Source organism: Arthrobacter pasteuri, assembly GCF_054510955.1.
In genome coordinates this window covers 225,110-244,132 of record NZ_JBTNDO010000001.1, presented here as the reverse complement: position 1 = coordinate 244,132, position 19,023 = coordinate 225,110, and the positions used below count along the sequence as shown (strand labels likewise).

Annotated in this window: 17 protein-coding genes; 10 read left to right on the top strand and 7 right to left on the bottom strand. The window is 67.8% G+C overall.

Annotation, left to right across the window (positions count from 1 at the left end):
* The first annotated feature begins 139 nt into the window (after positions 1-139).
* From ACX80H_RS01175 to ACX80H_RS01165, 3 genes are read left to right on the top strand one after another with little or no spacing between them, the layout of a single operon-like run.
* A complete protein-coding gene (locus ACX80H_RS01175) occupies positions 140-1,090 on the top strand; it encodes an ABC transporter ATP-binding protein (RefSeq protein ID WP_459310606.1) in 951 nt (316 codons plus the stop codon).
* Positions 1,087-1,884, top strand: a complete 798-nt coding sequence (locus ACX80H_RS01170) for an ABC transporter permease (RefSeq protein ID WP_459310605.1) — start codon at positions 1,087-1,089, stop codon at positions 1,882-1,884. Before ACX80H_RS01175 ends, ACX80H_RS01170 begins: the two co-directional genes overlap by 4 nt.
* A gap of 4 nt (positions 1,885-1,888) precedes the next feature.
* The gene (locus ACX80H_RS01165) at positions 1,889-2,860 is read left to right on the top strand and encodes a COX15/CtaA family protein (protein WP_459310604.1); all 972 of its coding nucleotides are present in this window, start codon (positions 1,889-1,891) and stop codon (positions 2,858-2,860) included.
* 31 nt (positions 2,861-2,891) lie between these two features.
* Here ACX80H_RS01165 and ACX80H_RS01160 read toward each other — a convergent pair whose 3' ends face one another.
* Both ACX80H_RS01160 and ACX80H_RS01155 read right to left on the bottom strand, forming a co-directional pair.
* Positions 2,892-3,911: a DUF808 domain-containing protein gene (locus ACX80H_RS01160; RefSeq protein WP_459310603.1), complete on the bottom strand. Its 1,020-nt coding sequence runs from the start codon at positions 3,909-3,911 to the stop codon at positions 2,892-2,894.
* A 182-nt stretch (positions 3,912-4,093) separates the two neighbouring features.
* The gene (locus ACX80H_RS01155) at positions 4,094-5,029 is read right to left on the bottom strand and encodes a DMT family transporter (RefSeq protein WP_459313334.1); all 936 of its coding nucleotides are present in this window, start codon (positions 5,027-5,029) and stop codon (positions 4,094-4,096) included.
* A gap of 135 nt (positions 5,030-5,164) precedes the next feature.
* Here ACX80H_RS01155 and ACX80H_RS01150 point away from each other — a divergent pair, with 135 nt between their 5' ends.
* The gene (locus tag ACX80H_RS01150; protein ID WP_459310602.1) at positions 5,165-6,061 is read left to right on the top strand and encodes a LysR family transcriptional regulator; all 897 of its coding nucleotides are present in this window, start codon (positions 5,165-5,167) and stop codon (positions 6,059-6,061) included.
* 27 nt (positions 6,062-6,088) lie between these two features.
* Here ACX80H_RS01150 and ACX80H_RS01145 read toward each other — a convergent pair whose 3' ends face one another.
* Positions 6,089-6,526, bottom strand: coding sequence for a VOC family protein (locus ACX80H_RS01145; protein ID WP_459310601.1), 438 nt, complete (start codon positions 6,524-6,526; stop codon positions 6,089-6,091).
* An 86-nt stretch (positions 6,527-6,612) separates the two neighbouring features.
* Here ACX80H_RS01145 and ACX80H_RS01140 point away from each other — a divergent pair, with 86 nt between their 5' ends.
* Positions 6,613-7,029 carry a VOC family protein gene (locus ACX80H_RS01140; protein WP_459310600.1) on the top strand — a complete coding sequence of 139 codons (417 nt, stop codon included), beginning with the start codon at positions 6,613-6,615 and terminating at the stop codon, positions 7,027-7,029.
* An 88-nt stretch (positions 7,030-7,117) separates the two neighbouring features.
* On the opposite strand, the gene ACX80H_RS01135 is transcribed toward ACX80H_RS01140, so the two are convergent.
* On the bottom strand, positions 7,118-7,963 hold the full coding sequence (locus tag ACX80H_RS01135; protein WP_459310599.1) for a metallophosphoesterase family protein: 846 nt from the start codon (positions 7,961-7,963) through the stop codon (positions 7,118-7,120).
* A 590-nt stretch (positions 7,964-8,553) separates the two neighbouring features.
* Here ACX80H_RS01135 and ACX80H_RS01130 point away from each other — a divergent pair.
* Positions 8,554-10,209, top strand: a complete 1,656-nt coding sequence (locus tag ACX80H_RS01130) for a hypothetical protein (RefSeq protein WP_459310598.1) — start codon at positions 8,554-8,556, stop codon at positions 10,207-10,209.
* A 102-nt stretch (positions 10,210-10,311) separates the two neighbouring features.
* Here the strand turns inward: ACX80H_RS01130 and ACX80H_RS01125 are convergent, their stop codons facing one another.
* Positions 10,312-10,506, bottom strand: coding sequence for a hypothetical protein (locus ACX80H_RS01125; RefSeq protein WP_459310597.1), 195 nt, complete (start codon positions 10,504-10,506; stop codon positions 10,312-10,314).
* Positions 10,507-10,924: 418 nt separating this feature from the next.
* On the opposite strand from ACX80H_RS01125, the gene ACX80H_RS01120 reads away from it, so the two are divergent.
* Positions 10,925-11,611: an LmeA family phospholipid-binding protein gene (locus tag ACX80H_RS01120; protein ID WP_459310596.1), complete on the top strand. Its 687-nt coding sequence runs from the start codon at positions 10,925-10,927 to the stop codon at positions 11,609-11,611.
* Between the two features lie 52 nt (positions 11,612-11,663).
* Here ACX80H_RS01120 and ACX80H_RS01115 read toward each other — a convergent pair whose 3' ends face one another.
* Positions 11,664-12,566, bottom strand: a complete 903-nt coding sequence (locus tag ACX80H_RS01115; protein WP_459310595.1) for a dihydrodipicolinate synthase family protein — start codon at positions 12,564-12,566, stop codon at positions 11,664-11,666.
* A 67-nt stretch (positions 12,567-12,633) separates the two neighbouring features.
* Positions 12,634-13,578: a heme o synthase gene (locus ACX80H_RS01110; protein WP_459310594.1), complete on the bottom strand. Its 945-nt coding sequence runs from the start codon at positions 13,576-13,578 to the stop codon at positions 12,634-12,636.
* 436 nt (positions 13,579-14,014) lie between these two features.
* Between ACX80H_RS01110 and tkt the strand changes: the two genes are divergently transcribed.
* The 3 genes from tkt to ACX80H_RS01095 are packed head-to-tail and all read left to right on the top strand — an operon-like array spanning position 14,015 to position 19,022.
* On the top strand, positions 14,015-16,201 hold the full coding sequence (gene tkt / locus ACX80H_RS01105; RefSeq protein ID WP_459310593.1) for a transketolase: 2,187 nt from the start codon (positions 14,015-14,017) through the stop codon (positions 16,199-16,201).
* A 59-nt stretch (positions 16,202-16,260) separates the two neighbouring features.
* Positions 16,261-17,370, top strand: coding sequence for a transaldolase (gene tal, locus ACX80H_RS01100; protein ID WP_459310592.1), 1,110 nt, complete (start codon positions 16,261-16,263; stop codon positions 17,368-17,370).
* A gap of 5 nt (positions 17,371-17,375) precedes the next feature.
* Entirely contained in the window at positions 17,376-19,022 is a 1,647-nt protein-coding gene (locus ACX80H_RS01095) for a phosphoglucose isomerase-related protein (RefSeq protein ID WP_459310591.1), read from the top strand.
* Position 19,023: the final 1 nt, after the last annotated feature.

Here is a 19,023-nt window from a genome sequence, read left to right as displayed (position 1 = left end):
ATGCGGTCACAGTCCATTCCTCCCGTCGGCGACACAATACACAACACAAGCATGACCTAATGTATTCCGCACCACCACTTAGGCGAGGCTACCCACCTGCGGCCCTCCGGCCTCCTACTACCTGACGTAGAATATTGGGGTGCCGACAACTTCCCCCGCCCTCGAGATCGACGGCCTGATCAAGGATTTCGGTCCTGTCGGCTCCCTCGACGGGCGGATGGTGCGGGTGCTCGACGGGGTCAGCCTGAGCGCAGCGCACGGCGCGGTGACCGTACTGCTCGGCGCCAACGGAGCAGGCAAGACGACGACGCTCGAGTGCGCCCAGGGGCTGCAGCGTGCCAACGGTGGTGTGGTCCGCCTCCTCGGCCAGGACCCCTACCGGGCGACACCCCAGCTGCGTGCCCGCGTCGGCGTGATGCTGCAGGACGGCGGCCTCCCGCCGTCGGTGCGGCCGCTTGCACTGCTGCGCCATGTCGCCTCCATGTACAGCGCTCCCCTGCCCGTCGACGCGCTGGCCGAGCGCCTCGGCCTCGACGAGTTCGGCGCCGTCTCCATCCGCCGGCTGTCCGGAGGGCAGAAGCAGCGCCTGGCCCTGGCCTGCGCGCTGGTCGGACGGCCCGAGGTCGTCTTCCTCGACGAGCCGAGCGCGGGCCTGGACCCGCAGTCCCGCTCGATCGTGTTCGACCTCATCCGGGAGCTCCGCGCGGACGGCCTCGCGGTCATCCTCACCACGCACCTGCTCGACGACGCGCAGAAGCTCGCCGACTACGTCTACATCATCGAGGGCGGCAGCACCGTCGCCGAAGGCACCGTCGCGGAGCTCACCGCCGACAAGGACGCCGACGGGATGCGCGAACTGCACTTCGAGACCGTGCCGGGCCTGACGCTTCCACCCGACCTCCTCCCCCACCTGCACCAGCGCGAGCCCGACCCGGGGCACTATGTCCTCCGCGGGCCGCTGACGGCGGGCGACGTCGCCCGCCTGGCCGAATGGTGGCAGGCGTCCGGTGTGATGCCCACCGCCATCAGCATGGCGCCCCGCTCACTGGAGGACGTGTTCCTCGACATCTCCGGACGGAGCATCCGATGACGCCGGGCGCAGCAACCCCACAGCAGGGCGTGCAAGGCGCGGGGTCGGCCCTGGGCACTGCCGCCTCCCTGCCGGCCCGCGTCCTGCGCCATGGCGGGTACGAGGCCCTGGCGATGCTCCGCAATGGCGAGCAGCTCGTCCTGGCGATCGTCCTGCCCCTGCTGGCACTCACGGCCCTCGTGATCACTCCGCTGCTCGATGCCTACGGTCCCAGCCGCATCGACATCGCCGCGCCGGGGGTCCTCGCCCTCTGCACGATGTCCACGGCCTTCACCGGGCAGGGCATCGCCACCGGCTTCGACCGCCGGTACGGCGTGCTCCGCTTCCTCTCGACGACGCCGCTCGGCCGTTCCGGGCTGATCCTCGGCAAGGCGGTCGCCGTCGCCGTCGTGCTCGCCGTCCAGCTCGTCGTGATCGGCGGTGCAGCGGCGCTCCTGGGCTGGTCGCCGCAGGTCGAGGGCATCCTTCCCGCCGCCGTCCTCCTGCTGGTCGGCTCGGCGGCCTTCACGGCCCTGGGTCTCCTCGTGGCGGGCACGCTCCGCCCCGAAGCCACCCTGGCCGTGACCAACCTCGTGTGGATCCTGCTGGCCGCCGCCGGCGGCGTGATCATCCCGGCAACGAGCCTGCCCGTTGCCGCCGAGCCGTTCATCTCCGTGCTGCCGTCCGCCGCCCTCGGCGACGGACTGCGCAGCGCCCTGGTGGACGGCACCCTCGACCCCGTCGCGTGCCTCGTCCTCCTCGTCTGGGCCGCACTCGCTAGTCTGGCGGCCATCCGCTGGTTCAAATGGAGCTGACGCCATGACCCTCCCCTCGACCTCCCGCCTGACGAGCGCCCTCCCGCGCACCACCACACCCCTCGTGCGCCGCCTGGCGATCGCCTCGCTCGTCTCCCAGATCGCCATCGTCGTGACCGGGGGCGCGGTCCGCCTCACGGCATCGGGCCTCGGCTGCCCGGAGTGGCCCCGCTGCACGCCGGACTCCATCGTCACCACCCCCGAAATGGGTTTCCACGGCGTGATCGAGTTCGGGAACAGGCTCCTGACCTTCGTGCTGGTTCTCATCGCCGTCGCCATGATCATCTCGGTGCTCGGGATGCGGCGGGAGCGCAGAGACCTGTTCCGGCTCTCCATCGGGCTCTTCCTCGGCATCCCGGCGCAGGCGGTCATCGGCGGCATCACCGTCTGGACCGACCTGAATCCGTGGGTCGTCGGCCTTCACTTCCTCGTGTCGATGGTCCTCGTCGCCCTGGCGACCGTACTGGTGAATCGCGCGCGGCTCACGGCGGACCAGTACCGCAGCCACACGGACCCGGCCGGGTCTCCCCTCCTGCGCCAGTTGCTCGTCACAGCGACGGTACTGACCTCGATCGCCGTCGTCCTGGGCGTCGTCGTCACCGGTTCCGGCCCGCACGCCGGTGACCACGGGGCTGCCCGGAACGGACTCGATTCCGACATCATGACGCGGCTGCACGCGCTCCCGGTGTACCTGCTCGTCGCCACGGTGGCACTCGCCGTCCTCCTCGCCTACCGCTCGCAGGTCCACGAGAAGCTGCGCACGGCGCTCGTCATCCTCGCCGCCGTCGTGCTGGCTCAGGGCGCCATCGGGTACACCCAGCACTTCCTGCACCTGCCCGTCGCCCTCGTGGCACTGCACATGCTCGGGGCGTCCCTGCTGATGGCTGCCGCGATCCACGCCCTCTACATCGGGACCACGCGGAAACCGCTGCCGGGCACGACGGCCGGGACCAGGGTGCCGCAGGCCGTCTCCTAGTATCCGGTGCAACCGCCGGCGGACGGGCCGGTCAGGCGGCGGAACCGCCGTCGCGTCCCGCCGCTCGGTGGCCGGCGACTGCGGCACGGATGTCGCCCTCTTCGTGCCCGCCCTTCTTCCCGAACGGCAGCGCCTTCATGAGCGGGTGCACGATCGCCATGACGATGAGGCCCCAGGCGAGTCCGAGGACGGCCGAGCACAGGGTGTTGACGAGCCAGGCCAGGAAGCCGCCCGCTACGGGGACTCCGGCGAAGGGGTGCTCGAGGACGTGGACCAGGTCATAGGGCGCGTGCCAGCCCAGGTCGTAGGCCCCCTGCAGCATGATGTGGCCACCGACCCACAGCATGGCGATGGTCCCGACGAGTGTTATCACTGTCAGCACGGCGGGCATCCCCTTCACGAGCAGCTCACCGAGGCGCTTGGAGCCCGCGGAGTCCTTGGTGGTGAGGTGCAGGCCGATGTCGTCCATCTTGACGATGAGTGCCACGGCACCGTACACGATCACCGTGATCGCGAACGCTACGACGATCAGGATGAGCGCCCGTGCCCACAGGGACTCGTCAGCGACCTCGGTCATCGAAATGACCATGATCTCGCAGGACAGGATGAAGTCGGTGGTGATGGCGCCCTTGGTGACCTTGGCCTCCGCCTCCGGGCCCCGTTCGACCGCCGGTGCCTTCTCGGCCTCGTGGTGGCCACGGAGCTTGTGCCAGACCTTCTCCGCCCCCTCGTAGCAGAGGTAGGTTCCGCCCAGCATGAGGATGAACGGGATGATCGCCGGGACGAAGGCGCTGATGAGCAGCAGCGCAGGCAGGATGATCACCAGCTTGTTCCGGAGCGATCCCCAGAAGATCCGCTTGATCATCGGCAGTTCGCGGGACGGGTCGGCCCCGGACACGTACTGGGGGGTGACGGCGGCGTCGTCGATCACCACGCCGGCGGCCTTGGTCCCCGCCTTCGCGGCCCCGGCAGCGACGTCGTCCATCGAGGCAGCTGCAATGCGGGCCAGGGCGGCGACGTCGTCGAGCAGGGCGACGAGACCGCCGCTCACAGTGAGTCCCCGCACTGCCCGAGGGCGCACTGCTGGGAATGGGGTCCGCGGTCGGGGCGCATGATTGGCATGTTCGGATTATACGGAAGGTAGCCCGTCTACGGGCAGCGGCGCCCGTAGACGGGGCAGCACCAGCCGCAGGTGGGATGCGGCGCCTCAGCCCGACGTCTGCCTGATCCCATTCAGGCACTTCCCGGAGGCGTGCTCCCCGCATGCAGAGTGGGTGTCAGCGGGTTCCTGTGGTGGCTTTCGGCCCGTAGTCCGAGGTAGGTGCCCGCGACGATGAGTGCGGCACCGAGGATTCCGGGAAGTACCAGCGTCTCCTGTCCGATGGTGAGGCCGATGAGCACAGCCCAGATGGGTTCGGTTCCCATGAGGAGGCTGGCCCGCGATGCGGAGGTCCGCTGGATGGCCCAGGTCTGGACGAGGAACGCGAAGACGCTGCAGGCGAGCCCGAGATAGACCACACCAGCCCACTCGCCCGGGCTGAGGGTCCGCACGGCGGCGAGAACGCGGGAATGGTCTGCGGCTGTGTAGGCGGCCGCACAGAGAGCACTCTGGACCAGGGTCAGATTCAGGGCACCGATGTCGCGTCCTCGAGTGAGGGCGGACACCGCGGTCACGTGGACCGAGCGGACGATCGCCGCGGCGAGCATCAGGACATCCCCGAGGGTAGGAGTCGCGAACCCGCCCCCGGAGACGAGCAGGCAAACGCCCACGACCGAGATCACGCCTGCGACGAACACCATGCGCGGCAGCTTCACACGGAAGGCGATGCTCTCGGTGACCGGGGTGAAGACGATGACCACGCTGATGATCAGGCCGGCATTCGTGGCACTGGTGCCGGCGATCCCCCACGTCTCCAGGATGAGCACGGCCGCCTGGGTGGACCCCAGCACGACGCCGACGATGCCCTCCCGGAGACTGATCCTGCGCCGGTTCCAGATCAGCGAGATCACCACCAGGGCACCGATCGTGATGAGGAACCGGAGTGACAGGATCACGGGAACGCCGACCGTGTCGGTCAACGATTTGGCCGCCAGGTAGCTACTGCCCCAGACGAAGGCCACCAGGAGGAGGAGTACGTCGACCCGCCGCGCGGCAAGGAAGGAAACGATCGAGGCCCGCCCTCCTATGAGGGGTTGCGGAAAGGGTGGGAACAAGGATGAGGGAGAAGGCACCCCTCGAGTCTTCCCCGCCCGCAACAGTTAGACGAGAGGGTACTTCTTGAACACGTGGTTTAGCGTTGGCTTATGGATCTTCACCAGCTGCGGCTGCTCCGGGAGTTGGGAGAGCGTGGAAGCCTGGCCGCAGTGGCACGGGCGTTCCACGTCTCCCCATCCGCAATCTCGCAGCAGCTCACCGCGTTGCAGCGCCGGGTCGAGGTGCCACTGACGGAACGCAGGGGACGCACCCTTGTCCTGACCGGCGCCGGACAGGCACTGGCCGAGGCAGCGATGCAGATCAGCGTGGCGATGAGTTCCGCCGAGCAGGCCGTGAACCGGTATGTGCAGGACCCCACCGCGACGGTGAGCATTTCCGCATTCACCAGCGCCGGCCTGAGCTACTTCGGCCCACTGCTCAGGGATCTGGCAGGCGAAGGGAACCCACGGCTGCTCTGCCACGATCGTGATGTGGGCCAGGACGGCTTCCCTGCCCTGACCGCGGATTACGACCTCGTCATCGCCCACCGCCTCGAGCACAGCGCACCGTGGCCCGCGTCCATCACCGCGCTGCCACTGGTGCGCGAGCCCCTGGACGTCGCCATGTCGTGTCACCACCGCCTGGCCGGCCAACCTGCCGTGAGCGTCGCGGATCTGATCGATGAGCAGTGGGTGTCCGTCCAGGACGGGTTTCCCCTCGTGGCCGCGCTGGAAAGTATCGCCGTCCATGCCGGCCGACCCCTCGACATCACGCACCGGATCAACGAGTTCTTCATTGCTGCCGCGATCGTCGCAGCCGGCCCCGCTCTTGCGCTGATGCCCCGCTACACCGCGGCACCGCGCCCCGGCAGCGGGATAGTCCTCAAGCCATTGAGCGACCTGCACCTCGGTCGATGCGTCGACATCCTCTGCCGGCCCGAAGCACTGCACCGCACCGCCGTCCATGGAGTCGTCGATGCTCTCCGCAGGAGCGCACTCCCCGCCTAGGCGTCCTGCAGGAGGATGGCCCTGCGGTCAGTTCTTGTTCAGCTCCTCGGCGAGCATGACGATGATGCCGCTCGGACCGCGGACATAAGTGAGCTTGTAGACGTCTCCGTAGGTCGCCACGCCACGTAGCGGGTGGCAGCCGTGTTTCGCCGCGATCTCGAGGGCCTCGTCGATGTCTTCGACCGAGAAGGCGACCCGGTGCATGCCGATCGCGTTGGGCCGGGTGGGTTCCGTCTCGATCGCTGCGGGGTTCAGGTACTCGAAGAGCTCGAGGCGACCGTGGCCGTCCGGTGTCTGGAGCATGGCGATGTGCGCATGGTTGCCATCGAGGCCGACGGCGGTGTCCGCCCAGTCCCCGCTGACGGTGTCACGGCCGAGGACGATGAGCCCGAGGTCGGTGAAAAAGGCGATCGCCGCGTCGAGGTCGCGGACAGCGATGCCGATATTCTCGAGTCTGATGGGCATGCGGCACACGCTACCAAGTGGCGACGCAGCAGGCGATCGTAGGGTCGGCGCGGAGCCACACCACGTGGCAGGAGGAGCGGTGCAGGATGGCTTCACTCCAGATCTACATCAGCTTCCCGGGGACCGCGCGTGAGGCGCTGGGGTTCTACGCGGACGTCTTCGGCGGCGAAGTGTCCCTGTTCACCTACGAGGACTTCGCCAGGACAGACGGCCCCCCGGGTGCCGTCGCCCACGGAGTGCTCGACGGCACCGTCGCCCTTGCGGGAGCAGACGCACCGGCAGGAGAGAAAACGATCCGCTGTGAGGGACTGATGCTCTCACTGCTGGGCACTGCTGAACCGTCGGTGTTGCACCAGTGGTTCGACAAGCTGGCTGCCTCCGGGACTGTCGTCGACCCTCTGGCCCCGAAACCGTGGGGTGCATCCGATGGCCAGGTCATCGATCGCCACGGCCTGCACTGGCTCATCGGATACGAGCCGGACCAGCCGGAGCAAGAACCATGATTCCACCGATAGGCGCTGGCCGACCACGTCGCCCCGGCCAGCGCCTTCGCCCCGACCCGCGGCCCGGGGATGCCGGTCATGACTTGCGCTACGGCGCGGAACGCGTCCCTGAGTCCGTGCTCGACCCCGACGTCGGAACGAATTCCCACTCGAAGGAACCGTCGCCCCGAAGGGTCAACCGGAGGTACCCGTGAGTGTCGCTGAACCGCTTCTCGATGTACGACGGATGGCTGGTGAAGGAGCGGAGGCCGATGCCTCCCGTGGAGACCTGGAACGCGGTCATCCCGTCACTGACGCATTCGTCGGCACTGTTCACCGGACAGGAGCGTTCGTAGTTGTGCTGTGACCCTGACAGGGTCAGGCGGACCCGGTGCTTCCACATCACGTCGATCCACGGCTTGTGGTCAGCCGCCCGCTCATGGCTGTCCGTGTTCGACGTGAAGTACGGCTCGTGGTAGACGACTGCAGTGTGCTTTCCCGCCGCCCGGGCAGCAGCGAGGTCGTTGTCCAGCCACTCCGTCAACTCCCGGGCTTTCGCGGAATCGTACTGCCAGTGCGCGGACGACAGGAACGCGAAGTGCCAAGTTCCGAAATCCTTCGAATACGGTTTCCCGTTGCCGATGAACCCACGCTGCTCGTTGATGGCAGCCTTCGCCGTGGAGCCCGGGCATTGGCCATTCATGAAGTTGTCGAGGTCTTCGTTGCGGCCGGGTTTCCAGTCGTGGTTGGGGGCGGACACCCAGTACAACTTGGGCATCGCGCCTCCCCACAGCGGCTTCCAGTAGTCCACGTAGTCGGCGCAGTACGCAGTGTCGTACTGGAAGTCCCCGAGCCCCAGGAAGGCGTCGATCTCGTCGTTCTCCACGAGCCGGGTGATCGCCGCACCGTTCCGGCCGGACGGGCTATCAGGATCATCGGTCCTGGCACCGTTCATGTCACCGACAGCAGCAATCCGAACATCGTCAGTCGGGGAGTGCTGGCCAGGCGGCTCCGGAGCACCAGCGCACCCTGTGACGGAGACCGCCAGGAGCGCTGCGACGGCTACAGCCGCTTTCCGGAAGGACCTCGGACGAGGACGTGGTGGCTGCATCCGATAACCCCCATGGAGACAGGGTCACCGCCCATCTCGAAGGGTGGGCGGCAACCTCTGGTGGTACGGAGCTGACTCAGCAGCGGTTGCGCTGCCGAGTCGCGGTCGAAGGGTGGTTCAAGCAGGTCCCCCAGGTGCTCCGGACATTCGTTGCGATGATCCTCAACCGTAGGGTTGCTGACCAGAATGCGGCAACACTGTCGAAGCGGTTTTGAGAGGTTCGAGTAGCAGTGGGGACAAACACGTGGTCATCGCAAGTAGCGGATACCGGTGTCAGGACGTCGACTTCACTCACAGCGCGTTTACCACCAGTAGGTGTTCAAACGAGTGCACTAGGTGATGGATCACGTAGTACGACGGTGAAGTCGGGTAGATGCCACTCATGCTGTTGTTATGGGTTTCCCCGTAGTGTCTGGCGGGGAAGGGGATCGCCGATGATCCGCTCGCTCGGGCCAGGGGAGCAAAACCAATGGTGGCACACCATCACCTCGCGAAAACGCTCCACCACCGGCGTCCTCGCCCTCGGAGCAGCCTCGTTCTGGGGGATCCTAGCAGTACACACTGATCGGACCACGAAGAACCTTATGATTAGCCCATTCAGCGACCACCGCAAACACCTGGTGCCTGCGGCGATTGCTGTTCTGCTCCTCACCGGCTGTTCAACTCCGGGCAACGCCACCACCGGCTTTGACAGTCGGGTCGCACCGACGGCACCACCGACATCAGCAGCCGAACCCCCAACTCCACCGGATCCATCGGCCGGCGTGGCCTCGCCGACGGTGACACCGCCACCAGCGACGAGTGCGCCGGAGCCGGGCGATGCCGGAGTCGAGAGCGCGTCGCATGCAGGGACGCCGTCGCCGATCGGTACAAAACGGGCCACGAGTGGTTTGTGGTTCAACGACGAGTCCTGGTGGGGGAACCTGTGGGACACCGACAGTTCGGATTTCCATATCTTTCGGTTCGATGCCGCAACGAGTTCGTGGGTCGATACAGGCGTGGCAACGGATCCGCGGGCAAGCACGCATCATGACGTGCTGTGGGATGGGACGACGTTGAACGTGGCGAGCTACCGGTTCGTCAACGACGGACTGCCGGCCGAGCCGGGCCTCCCGACAACGATGCGACGTTACAGTTACAACTGGAGCACGAAAACCTACAAGCAGCTCAGTTCTACTCAAATCAACAACGAGCGTGTCGAGGCGCTGACCATCGACAAGGACTCGACCGGTCGGGTGTGGGCCACATGGCAGCAGGGGAACCGGATCTACCTCAATGCCACTGGCACGGATGGCACGACGTGGGGGACGCCGTTTCCGCATCCTGCGTCGCTGGGCCCTGCGGGGTTGGGCAGCGTCTCCGTGGACGATACGTCGGCGGTCATCGCCTTCGACGGGAACAAGATGGGCGTGATGTGGAGCCGGCAGGTCGGCGACGCCACTGACGGCAGGTACTGGAGCTACCACGTCGATGGAGCGTCGAACACCTCCTGGAGTCCTCCGGTAGCGGCGGTGTTGGGGCAGAACAGCGCTGACGACCACATCAACCTGAAGCGGCTGGGCTCCTCCGGCGGCAGGGTTTTCGCCGCTATCAAGACGTCCTTCACCGCCGCGTCCCAGCCGCTGATCCAGCTGTTGGAATTGAACGGTACGACCTGGTCGGCGCATACGATCGCGACCGTGGCGGAGTGTCCGAACCGGATGATCGTCATGATCGACGAGAGCACCCAGATGCTGCGTACCTTCGCCACCTACCCGAAGCCCGGTGGCACGGCGAACGCCGGTGTCTGCAGCAGCACCGGCGGCGCGACCTACGAGAAGTCCACACCGCTGGACAACATCGACTTTAGCGCCGCCACGAAGACGCCTCGCATCGTTGACGCCGACCAGTACGTCCACAACGCGACCTCGACGAAGCAGAACGTCAACAGTGCGGCGCAAGGCACGGCCGGCAGTGGTCTGCTGATGCTCGCCGATGTGAACGCCACAAGCCGGTACTGGCAGTACTACGATCCCAGCAGCGGTAGTGGCGGTGGCGATACGACCGATCCGACAGTGGCCCCGACGCCGGCTGCGGCGCGACCGGTGTGAAGTGACGACGGGGACCTTCTCGGAAGCAATGAACTCCTCGCTGAGCGCGGCCGACGGGGCCTCATCCGATTGGGCGGCGAGCAGCCCGAACGACGCGCTGAACTAGCGACGGGTGCCCTGCTTCGAGTAACGGCTCAGGAGATCATTGACCGCAAGCGTGGCGACGATGATCGACACGGCGACACCCGCGAGCATGATGTAGAGCCCGATCAGCATCACCATGGGCGAGCTCGCATCGGCCAGAAAGCCGATGCCGCCCACTACTCCGACGACCCACAACACGACTACGGCAAGCAACGCCGCCAACGACGGTAGGGCCGCCATATTGTCCCTCACCCATCGCACTTTCCGTCCTGCTTCAATCCCCCTGAGTACCATGCTCCAAGTATCCGACCCGCTGATCACAGAACGGGTGAGGACATGTCTCGACTGGGCGCCAATGTGATCGCGGAAGGCAGACCGGATGGCACTGGAAAGAACATCGCGCCGACTCCGATCACGCACGCCGCCGACAGCGTCATCCGGAAGCGGCGTGGTCGGTCAGCTTTTCCGGAAAGCGTCCTTGACCTCATGTCGCTGCAGGAACTGAGAACGGCCCGGCTGGGCGTAACGAGGTCGTCGAGGACCAGGTGTCACCGGTTGCCGCGCGACTGTCCATCGAGCGCGACGGGCCCGGTGTCGCGCATCCTGAGTGGTGAGCCATCAGACTGTCCTCATGGAATGGACGCGCGCGAAGGACTGGCTGATAGGTGCTCTCGGGATGGTCCTCGTCCTGGCGGTCGCGGTCGGAATCCTCTGGTGGGTGGTGAGCAACCCGGCCGGCGAAGGCGAGGCAGCGCCTGAGGCGTCGCCGACGGCGGACCCCCTGCCGGGCAGTGAACCTCCCGCCGACCTGCGCGAGGACGAGGTATGGCTCGCCGACCTTGCACTGGATGCCGGGACGGTGGTCACCGGAGACTCGACGCTCCGGGACGTCCGGGCCGTCGGGCAGGACGTGGTCGCGGGGCCGGACGGGCTGGTCGCTGCACGGCTGGCTGTGGACGCGACCGTGCCGTTCGCGGTCGTTGCCGATGACCTCGGGGAGGGCACCGTGGTGCGGGCCGCCGACGATGGCCAGGCCGTGGTGGTCCGCACCGTCGAGGCCCTGGGCCGCGAACTGCGCGTGGTCGCCACTGGCACGGTCGAGGTCCAGGCCGGCAGGATCGCGGTCGAGCCCCGGTCGATCGATGTCGGGGGGCCGGACTTCCTCTCGGATGCCGCCGCCGCGGCCGTGCGCAGGTTCGTGACCATCGAGCACGACGTCGAGGGCCTGCCCGAGGGCCTTGTGCTCCAGGACGTCACGGTCCAGGGCGACGGCTTCCGTGCCAATCTCCTCGGTGAGGACGTCGAGCTCGTCCCGTAGCTCCATCGGACATGTCCGCCCGGGGCCGGTCAGGGCCGGGCCCGGCGAACCGTCAGCGGTCGTCGAACTCCGCCTCGAGGACGTCGAGCAGCCGTCCCAGTTCGCGCAGTTCGGAACCGGGGCTCGGTAACAGCGGCGGGCGCGGATCCCCGGCCGCGATGCCGCAGGCGCGGGCCAGCAGGTGCAGCCCGCTGATTTTCCGGAGCCCCGCGACGTGGTCCACGAGGGGAGCGAGGATGTGGCGGACGCGGTCGATCTCGGACTGGTCACCGGCAACGACGGCGGACCTCAGGCGGCGGTAATAGGCGGGCAGAAGTGCCGCGGGGCCGCTGTGCCACGCATCCGCCGCGATCTCTCCCGACATCATGAGGACGTCCCCGCTCACCCCGTGGCTGAGGGCACCGGCCGGAACGAGGGCGGCCAGTTCGGCATGGCGCGCTTTGAAGGTGGCGGCATCGGCGGCCGTGTCCTTGAACGCCACCACCTCCGGCAGCGCGGACAGTTCGGCGACCACGCGCAGCGAGTAGTCGAACTGCGTGGTTCCCGGGTTGTTGTAGAGGCAGACGGGGAGGTCCGTGGCCGCGCACACCGCCCGGACCTGGGCCAGGACCTCGTCATCGGTGAGGGGAACGTAGGAGACCGGCGACAGGACGAGCCCGGCCGCTCCGGCCGCCTGTGCATCCACCGCGGCATCGAGCACCTCGCGGGTGCCCACCGAGCTGATGCCCACCGCTACCGGGAGCCGCCCGTCCACCGCCTCGATGGCGGTCCGCGCGACACTGGAACGTTCCGCCGGGTCGAGGTACGCGAAGCTTCCCGACGAACCCAGCACGGTGATCGCGTCGACTCCTGAGGACGCCAGGGTGCCGACGAGTACCTGCAGGTCCTCGTGGCTGACTCTGCCCTCGGCGTCGAACGGTGTGACGGGATAGGCGATGAGCCCGGTGAAATCCATGACAGCCAGCCTAGGCGCTTCCGGAGGCGGCCGGTGCGCCGAGGATCAGGGCGCGGTCAGAACCCGATCAGGGCAGGATGGCCGAACCGACGAAGGGATCGATCGCGAGGGCGAGGAAGAGCACGGTCAGGTAGCTGATGGAGCCGTGGAAGACCTTCATCGCGGCCTTGTTGTTCAGCTCGCCCTGCTGGGCAAGCGAGTACAGACGATGCGACTCGCGGAGGAACCAGGCACCGCCGAGGAGCGCAGCCACCGTGTACACCCATCCTGCACCGGCAGGGACCAGCAGGAGCGAGCAGGCCACCATCGCCCAGGCGTACAGGACCACCTGGATGGACACCACGCGGGCGCCGGCGATCGCGCCGAGCATGGGGACGCTGGCGGCGTTGTAGTCGTCGCTGTACTTCATGGACAGCGGCCAGTAGTGCGGGGGCGTCCACAGGAAGATGATCAGGAACAGGACTACGGCGGGCCACTCGACGGAGTTCGTGACCGCGGCCCAGGCGATGAGGACGGGCATGCAGCCCGCGGCGCCACCCCACACGATGTTCTGCGACGTACGGCGCTTCAGCACGAGTGTGTAGACCACCACGTAGAGGAAGATCGCCGCGACGCCGAGCATCCCCGTCAAGGGATTCGCTCCGAACCACAGGACGGCGATGGCGACGATGCCGAGGATCCAGGAGAAGACGAGGGCTTCCCGCGGGGTCACCTCACCCGTGACGAGTGGGCGGTTCTCCGTGCGGTGCATCAGCTTGTCGATGTCGCGGTCGATGTAGCAGTTGAAGGCACCCGCGCTGCCGGCGGCCAATGCTCCCCCGACCATGGTCGCCAGGATCAGCCCGAGCGGCGGGAACCCGCCCTGCGCGAAGATCATCGTGGGAAGGGTGGTCACCAGGAGAAGTTCGATCACGCGCGGCTTCGTCAGAGCGAGGTAGGCCTTCGCTTTGCGGCCGACACCCTGACGGGCCTGCGGGGAACGTGCCGGAGCAGGAGCCTGCTGGGTCTTCACAAGGCAACACTTTCGATTCTTCCGGAGGAAAAGACAATGCCCATCATACCCTTTTACACCGTGTAGAAATCGGGGTGGAATCTGATGCAGGATCCCGCTCCGCCGCCCTTCTCCTGCACGACGCGCCGCCCGGCTGAGCCGCCGGGGCCGGTGGGCCAGCCGGCGGCGCGCCACGGGTCCGTCCGGACCGGCCCCGCGCAACACCGGAATGTGAGTTACGACATTCTTCGACTCCCACGGCCGAACAGAAGCCGGAAGGGATAGTGTGGCTGTGAAAGCCCGCTGCGGAAGCATGCCCGGAACGAATGGTCCGGGCTGAGTGCTGCCTCGCTCGGCGCCGAACTTTGCAGGATTCAATGGTGAACGGCCGGCCTGACCGCGTGCCTGGAGCACGCACCCATCAGCCGCCGTTCCGGACAGAGAGGGGCCCGGAAACGTGCCACAGACGCAACAGCAGGAATTGACCTGGACCGAACTCGACCAGAAGGCGGTCGACACGGTCCGCATCCTGGCCGCGGACGCGGTGGAGAAGGTGGGCAACGGCCACCCGGGGACGGCGATGAGCCTGGCGCCGGCGGCGTACCTGCTGTTCCAGAAGCTGATGCGGCACGATCCGTCGGATCCGGAGTGGACGGGCCGGGACCGTTTCGTCCTCTCCCCCGGGCACACCTCGCTCACCCTCTACATCCAGCTCTACCTTGCCGGCTACGGCCTGGAGCTCGATGACCTGAAGGCGCTGCGTACGTGGGGTTCGCTGACTCCGGGTCACCCCGAATACCGGCACACCAAGGGTGTGGAGATCACCACCGGCCCGCTGGGCCAGGGTCTGGCATCGTCGGTCGGCTTCGCCTACGGTCAGCGCCGCCAGCGCGGCATGTTCGACGCCGAGGCTCCTGCCGGCACGAGCCCCTTCGACCACACGATCTGGGTCATCGCCTCCGACGGCGACCTCCAGGAAGGCGTGACGGCCGAGGCCTCGTCGCTGGCCGGACACCAGGAGCTCGGCAACCTCGTGGTGATCTACGACGAGAACCACATCTCCATCGAGGACGACACGGACATCTCGTTCACCGAGGACGTCCTCAAGCGCTACGAGGCCTACGGCTGGCACACCCAGCGCGTCGACTGGACCAAGACCGGCGAGTACGTCGAGGACGTCGAAGAGCTCTACTCCGCCCTCGTCGCCGCGAAGAACGAGACCTCGAAGCCTTCGATCGTCTCGCTGCGCACGATCATCGGCTACCCGGCGCCGAACAAGCAGAACACCGGCAAGATCCACGGCTCGGCCCTGGGCAAGGACGAGGTCGCCGGCCTGAAGGAAGCCCTGGGCTTCGACCCGGAGAAGCACTTCGAGGTCGACCCGGAGGTCCTCGAGCACGCGCGCGGCATCGTGCAGCGCGGGGCCGAGGCCCACAGCGCCTGGCAGGAGGGCTTCGACGCCTGGAAGGCCGGGCACGCCGAGGAGGCCGCCCTGCTCGAGCGCATCCAGGCGCGCACGCTGCCCGAGGGCTGGGAATCGGCCCTGCCGGTGTTCGAGGCGGGCAAGGACATGTCCACCCGCGCCGCGTCCGGCAAGGTCCTCACCGCCATCGGCCCGGTGCTTCCCGAACTGTGGGGCGGTAGCGCGGACCTCGCCGAGTCGAACAACACGACCATCGAGGGATCGCCGTCGTTCATCCCGCCGAGCCGCCAGACCAAGGCCTGGTCGGGCAACGAGTACGGGCGCGTCCTGCACTTCGGTATCCGCGAGCACGCTGCCGCGGCCATCGTCAACGGCATCGTGATGCACAGCAGCACCCGCGCGTTCTCGGGCACGTTCCTGATCTTCAGCGACTACCAGCGCCCGGCCGTGCGCCTCGGCGCCCTCATGGGCGTTCCGGCGATCTACGTCTGGACGCACGACTCGATCGGCCTCGGCGAGGACGGTCCCACGCACCAGCCGGTCGAGCAGCTCTCGTCGCTGCGGGCCATTCCCGGACTCGACGTCGTCCGCCCGGGAGATGCGAACGAGGTCGCCGTCGCCTGGCGCACGATCCTCGAGAACACCGAGAACCCCGCCGGCATCGTGCTGACGCGCCAGAACATCCCGACGTACGAGCGGGGCGAGGGTGCGGCCCAGGGTGACATCTTCGGTTCGGTCGAGGGCGTCGCGAAAGGCGGCTACGTGCTCGCCGAGGCGAAGAACGGCTCGCCCGACGTCATCCTGGTCGGAACCGGCTCCGAGGTCCAGCTCGCGGTGGAAGCCCGCGAAGCCCTCGAGGCGGAGGGCATCTCGGCGCGCGTCGTGTCGATGCCGTGCCTCGAGTGGTTCAACGCCCAGGACGCGTCCTACCGCGACAGCGTCCTGCCGCGCACCGTCCGCGCCCGCGTGTCGGTCGAGGCAGGCGTCTCGCAGAGCTGGCACGGGATCGTCGGCGACGCCGGCCGCAGCGTCTCCCTGGAGCACTTCGGTGCCTCCGCCGACTACAAGACGCTCTACCGCGAGTTCGGCATCACCGCGGAGGCCGTCGTCGCCGCCGCGAAGGACTCCCTCCAGGCCGTCGCGGCCGACCCGCTGGCACCCAACGGCACCGCGGCCATGGCCTCGGGCCACCAGGCCACAGAGACCGGCGACCACCAGTAGTTCCGTACCCTCCGTCAGAACCCAGCACACATTCCGCGGAAGCGGACAAGGAGCACACCATGTCAACACCCACAGCTGACCTCTCGGCCGCCGGCGTATCCATCTGGCTCGACGACCTCTCGAGGGAGCGCATCAACTCCGGCGCCTTCAAGCGCCTCATCGAGGAGCTCGACGTGGTCGGCGTGACCACGAACCCGAGCATCTTCGCCGCAGCGCTGAAGAAGGGCGAGTCCTACGCCTCGCAGGTCGGGGCGCTGGCCGAGGCCGGCGCCGACGTCGACCAGGCCGTCTTCGACATCACCACCCACGACGTCGCCCAGGCCTGCGACATCTTCGCCGAGGAGGCCAAGCGCACCAACGGCGCCGACGGCCGTGTCTCCATCGAGGTCGACCCGCGCCTGTCCCGCGACACCGCCGGGACCGTCGCCGAGGCCAAGCGCCTGCACGCGAAGGTGCAGCGCACCAACGTCCTCATCAAGATCCCGGCGACCGTCGAGGGCCTGGAGGCCATCTCCTCGACACTGGCCGAGGGCATCAGCGTCAACGTCACGCTGATCTTCTCGCTCGAGCGCTACCGTGCCGTCATCAACGCCTACCTGACCGGCCTCGAGCAGGCCAGGGAGAAGGGCCACGACCTGTCCAAGATCACCTCGGTCGCCTCCTTCTTCGTCTCCCGCGTCGATGCCGAGATCGACGCCCGACTCGACACGATCGGAACGGACGAGGCCGCGGCGCTCAAGGGCAAGGCCGGCCTGGCCAACGCCCGCCTGGCGTACCAGATCTTCGAGGAGCAGTTCTCCACCGAGCGCTGGCAGGTACTCAAGAACGCGGGCGCGAACGCACAGCGTCCCCTATGGGCGTCGACCGGCGTCAAGGACCCGAACCTCCCCGACACCCTGTACGTCACCGGCCTCGTCGCGCCGAACGTCGTCAACACCATGCCCGAGAAGACCCTCGAGGCCACGGCCGACCACGGCGTCATCGAGGGCGACACGGTCACCGGCACCTACGACGAGTCCAACGAGATCCTGAACCGGCTCGATGCGATCGGCGTCTCCTACGACGAGGTCGTCGACAAGCTCGAGACCGAGGGCCTGGACAAGTTCGTCACAAGCTGGTCCGAACTGCTCGAGACCGTCCAGACCGCACTCGACGCAGCGAAGGGCTGACATCCATGGGCGCATTCGCTCTCACCGCATCCGGCGCGGCCCTTGCCGCCGTCGAGTCGGCGGTGCCCGCACTCGTGAAGGACCGTTTCGCCTCCCGCCTGCTGGCGAAGGACGCCACCCTTTGGGGTGCCGACGCCGAGGCGGAGGCCTCGATCCGCCTCGGCTGGATCGACCTGTTCGAAGGCTCGCGCGCTCTCCTGCCGGAGATCGCCGGGCTTCGGGCGGACCTCCACGCCGAAGGCGTCGACCGGATCGTGCTCTGCGGCATGGGCGGTTCGTCGCTCGCGCCGGAAGTGATCACGAAGGAAGCGGGCGTGCCGCTCGTCGTCCTGGATGCCACCGATCCCGAGCAGGTGCGCGCCGCCCTCGAGGAGGACCTGCAGCGCACGGCCATCGTCGTGTCGTCGAAGTCCGGCTCCACCGTGGAGACGGACTCGCAGCGCCGCCTGTTCGAGCAGGCGTTCACGGACGCCGGCATCGATGCGGCCTCGCGCATCATCATCGTGACCGATCCGGGCTCCCCGCTCGACGAGGCGTCGAGGAAGGCCGGCTACCGCAAGGTCTTCAACGCCAACCCCGAGGTCGGTGGCCGGTACTCGGCGCTGACGGCGTTCGGGCTCGTCCCGTCGGGCCTCGCCGGCGCGGACATCGGTACACTCCTCGATGATGCTGAGGACAGCGCCGAATTCCTCGGCGACGACGACTCCGACAACGTCGGTCTCCAGCTCGGCGCCGTCCTCGGCGGGACCACCCCGCTCCGTGACAAGATCGTCTTCGCCGACGCCGGTTCCGGTCTTCCCGGCTTCGCCGACTGGGCGGAACAGCTCATTGCGGAGTCCACCGGCAAGCTTGGTACCGGCCTGCTGCCGGTCGTCGCCTCGACGGGTGCTCCTGAGCTCGCGGACGTGGCCGACGACGTCCTGCCCGTCATCCTCGCCCCGTTCGACGAAGCACCGAGCGACGAGCTGACCGACGGCACGCGCGTGACCGTCAGCGGGAGCCTGGGCAGCCAGCTGTTCGTCTGGGAATACGCGGTCGCTGTCGCGGGACGCCTGCTCGGCATCAACCCGTTCGACCAGCCCGACGTCGAGGCCGCCAAGAAGGCGGCCCGCGGCCTGCTGGACGCTCAGCCGGAACCGGTTCCCGCGGCCTTCGTCGACGGTGCCGTGGAAGTGCGCGGAGACGCGCAGCTCCTTGGATCCTCGAGCACGGTCGGCGAGGCGCTCGAAGCCCTCCTCGCCACCCTGCCCGCGAACGGCTACCTGTCCGTGCAGGCCTACCTCGACCGCCACCGCCAGGCAGCCCTCGAGGAGATCCGTTCGCCGCTGGCCGCGGCGACGGGCCGTCCGGTCACGTTCGGCTGGGGTCCGCGCTTCCTGCACTCCACCGGCCAGTACCACAAGGGCGGCTCGCCCATCGGTTCGTACCTGCAGCTGACCGGGGCGACCAGCGCCGACCTGGCCATCCCGGACCGGCCCTTCACGTTCGGGGAACTCATCTCCGCGCAGGCCGCAGGGGACGCCCAGGTCCTGGCCGACCACGGACGCCCTGTCCTCCGCCTGCACCTCACGGAACGCGCAGCGGGTGTCGAGCAGCTGCGCAACGTCATCTCCTCCCTTGCCGCCGGCCAGGCACCCCAAGGGAACGGGTGAG

Excerpts from the sequence above, each read along its gene's own strand:
- ACX80H_RS01120 (WP_459310596.1), top strand. The coding sequence starts at position 10,925 with ATGGAATGGACGCGCGCGAAGGACTGGCTGATAGGTGCTCTCGGGATG.
- ACX80H_RS01145 (WP_459310601.1), bottom strand. The coding sequence starts at position 6,526 with ATGCCCATCAGACTCGAGAATATCGGCATCGCTGTCCGCGACCTCGAC.
- ACX80H_RS01140 (WP_459310600.1), top strand. The coding sequence starts at position 6,613 with ATGGCTTCACTCCAGATCTACATCAGCTTCCCGGGGACCGCGCGTGAG.
- ACX80H_RS01150 (WP_459310602.1), top strand. The coding sequence starts at position 5,165 with ATGGATCTTCACCAGCTGCGGCTGCTCCGGGAGTTGGGAGAGCGTGGA.
- ACX80H_RS01165 (WP_459310604.1), top strand. The coding sequence starts at position 1,889 with ATGACCCTCCCCTCGACCTCCCGCCTGACGAGCGCCCTCCCGCGCACC.
- ACX80H_RS01170 (WP_459310605.1), top strand. The coding sequence starts at position 1,087 with ATGACGCCGGGCGCAGCAACCCCACAGCAGGGCGTGCAAGGCGCGGGG.
- ACX80H_RS01095 (WP_459310591.1), top strand. The coding sequence starts at position 17,376 with ATGGGCGCATTCGCTCTCACCGCATCCGGCGCGGCCCTTGCCGCCGTC.
- ACX80H_RS01130 (WP_459310598.1), top strand. The coding sequence starts at position 8,554 with ATGATCCGCTCGCTCGGGCCAGGGGAGCAAAACCAATGGTGGCACACC.
- ACX80H_RS01135 (WP_459310599.1), bottom strand. The coding sequence starts at position 7,963 with ATGAACGGTGCCAGGACCGATGATCCTGATAGCCCGTCCGGCCGGAAC.
- ACX80H_RS01115 (WP_459310595.1), bottom strand. The coding sequence starts at position 12,566 with ATGGATTTCACCGGGCTCATCGCCTATCCCGTCACACCGTTCGACGCC.
- tal (WP_459310592.1), top strand. The coding sequence starts at position 16,261 with ATGTCAACACCCACAGCTGACCTCTCGGCCGCCGGCGTATCCATCTGG.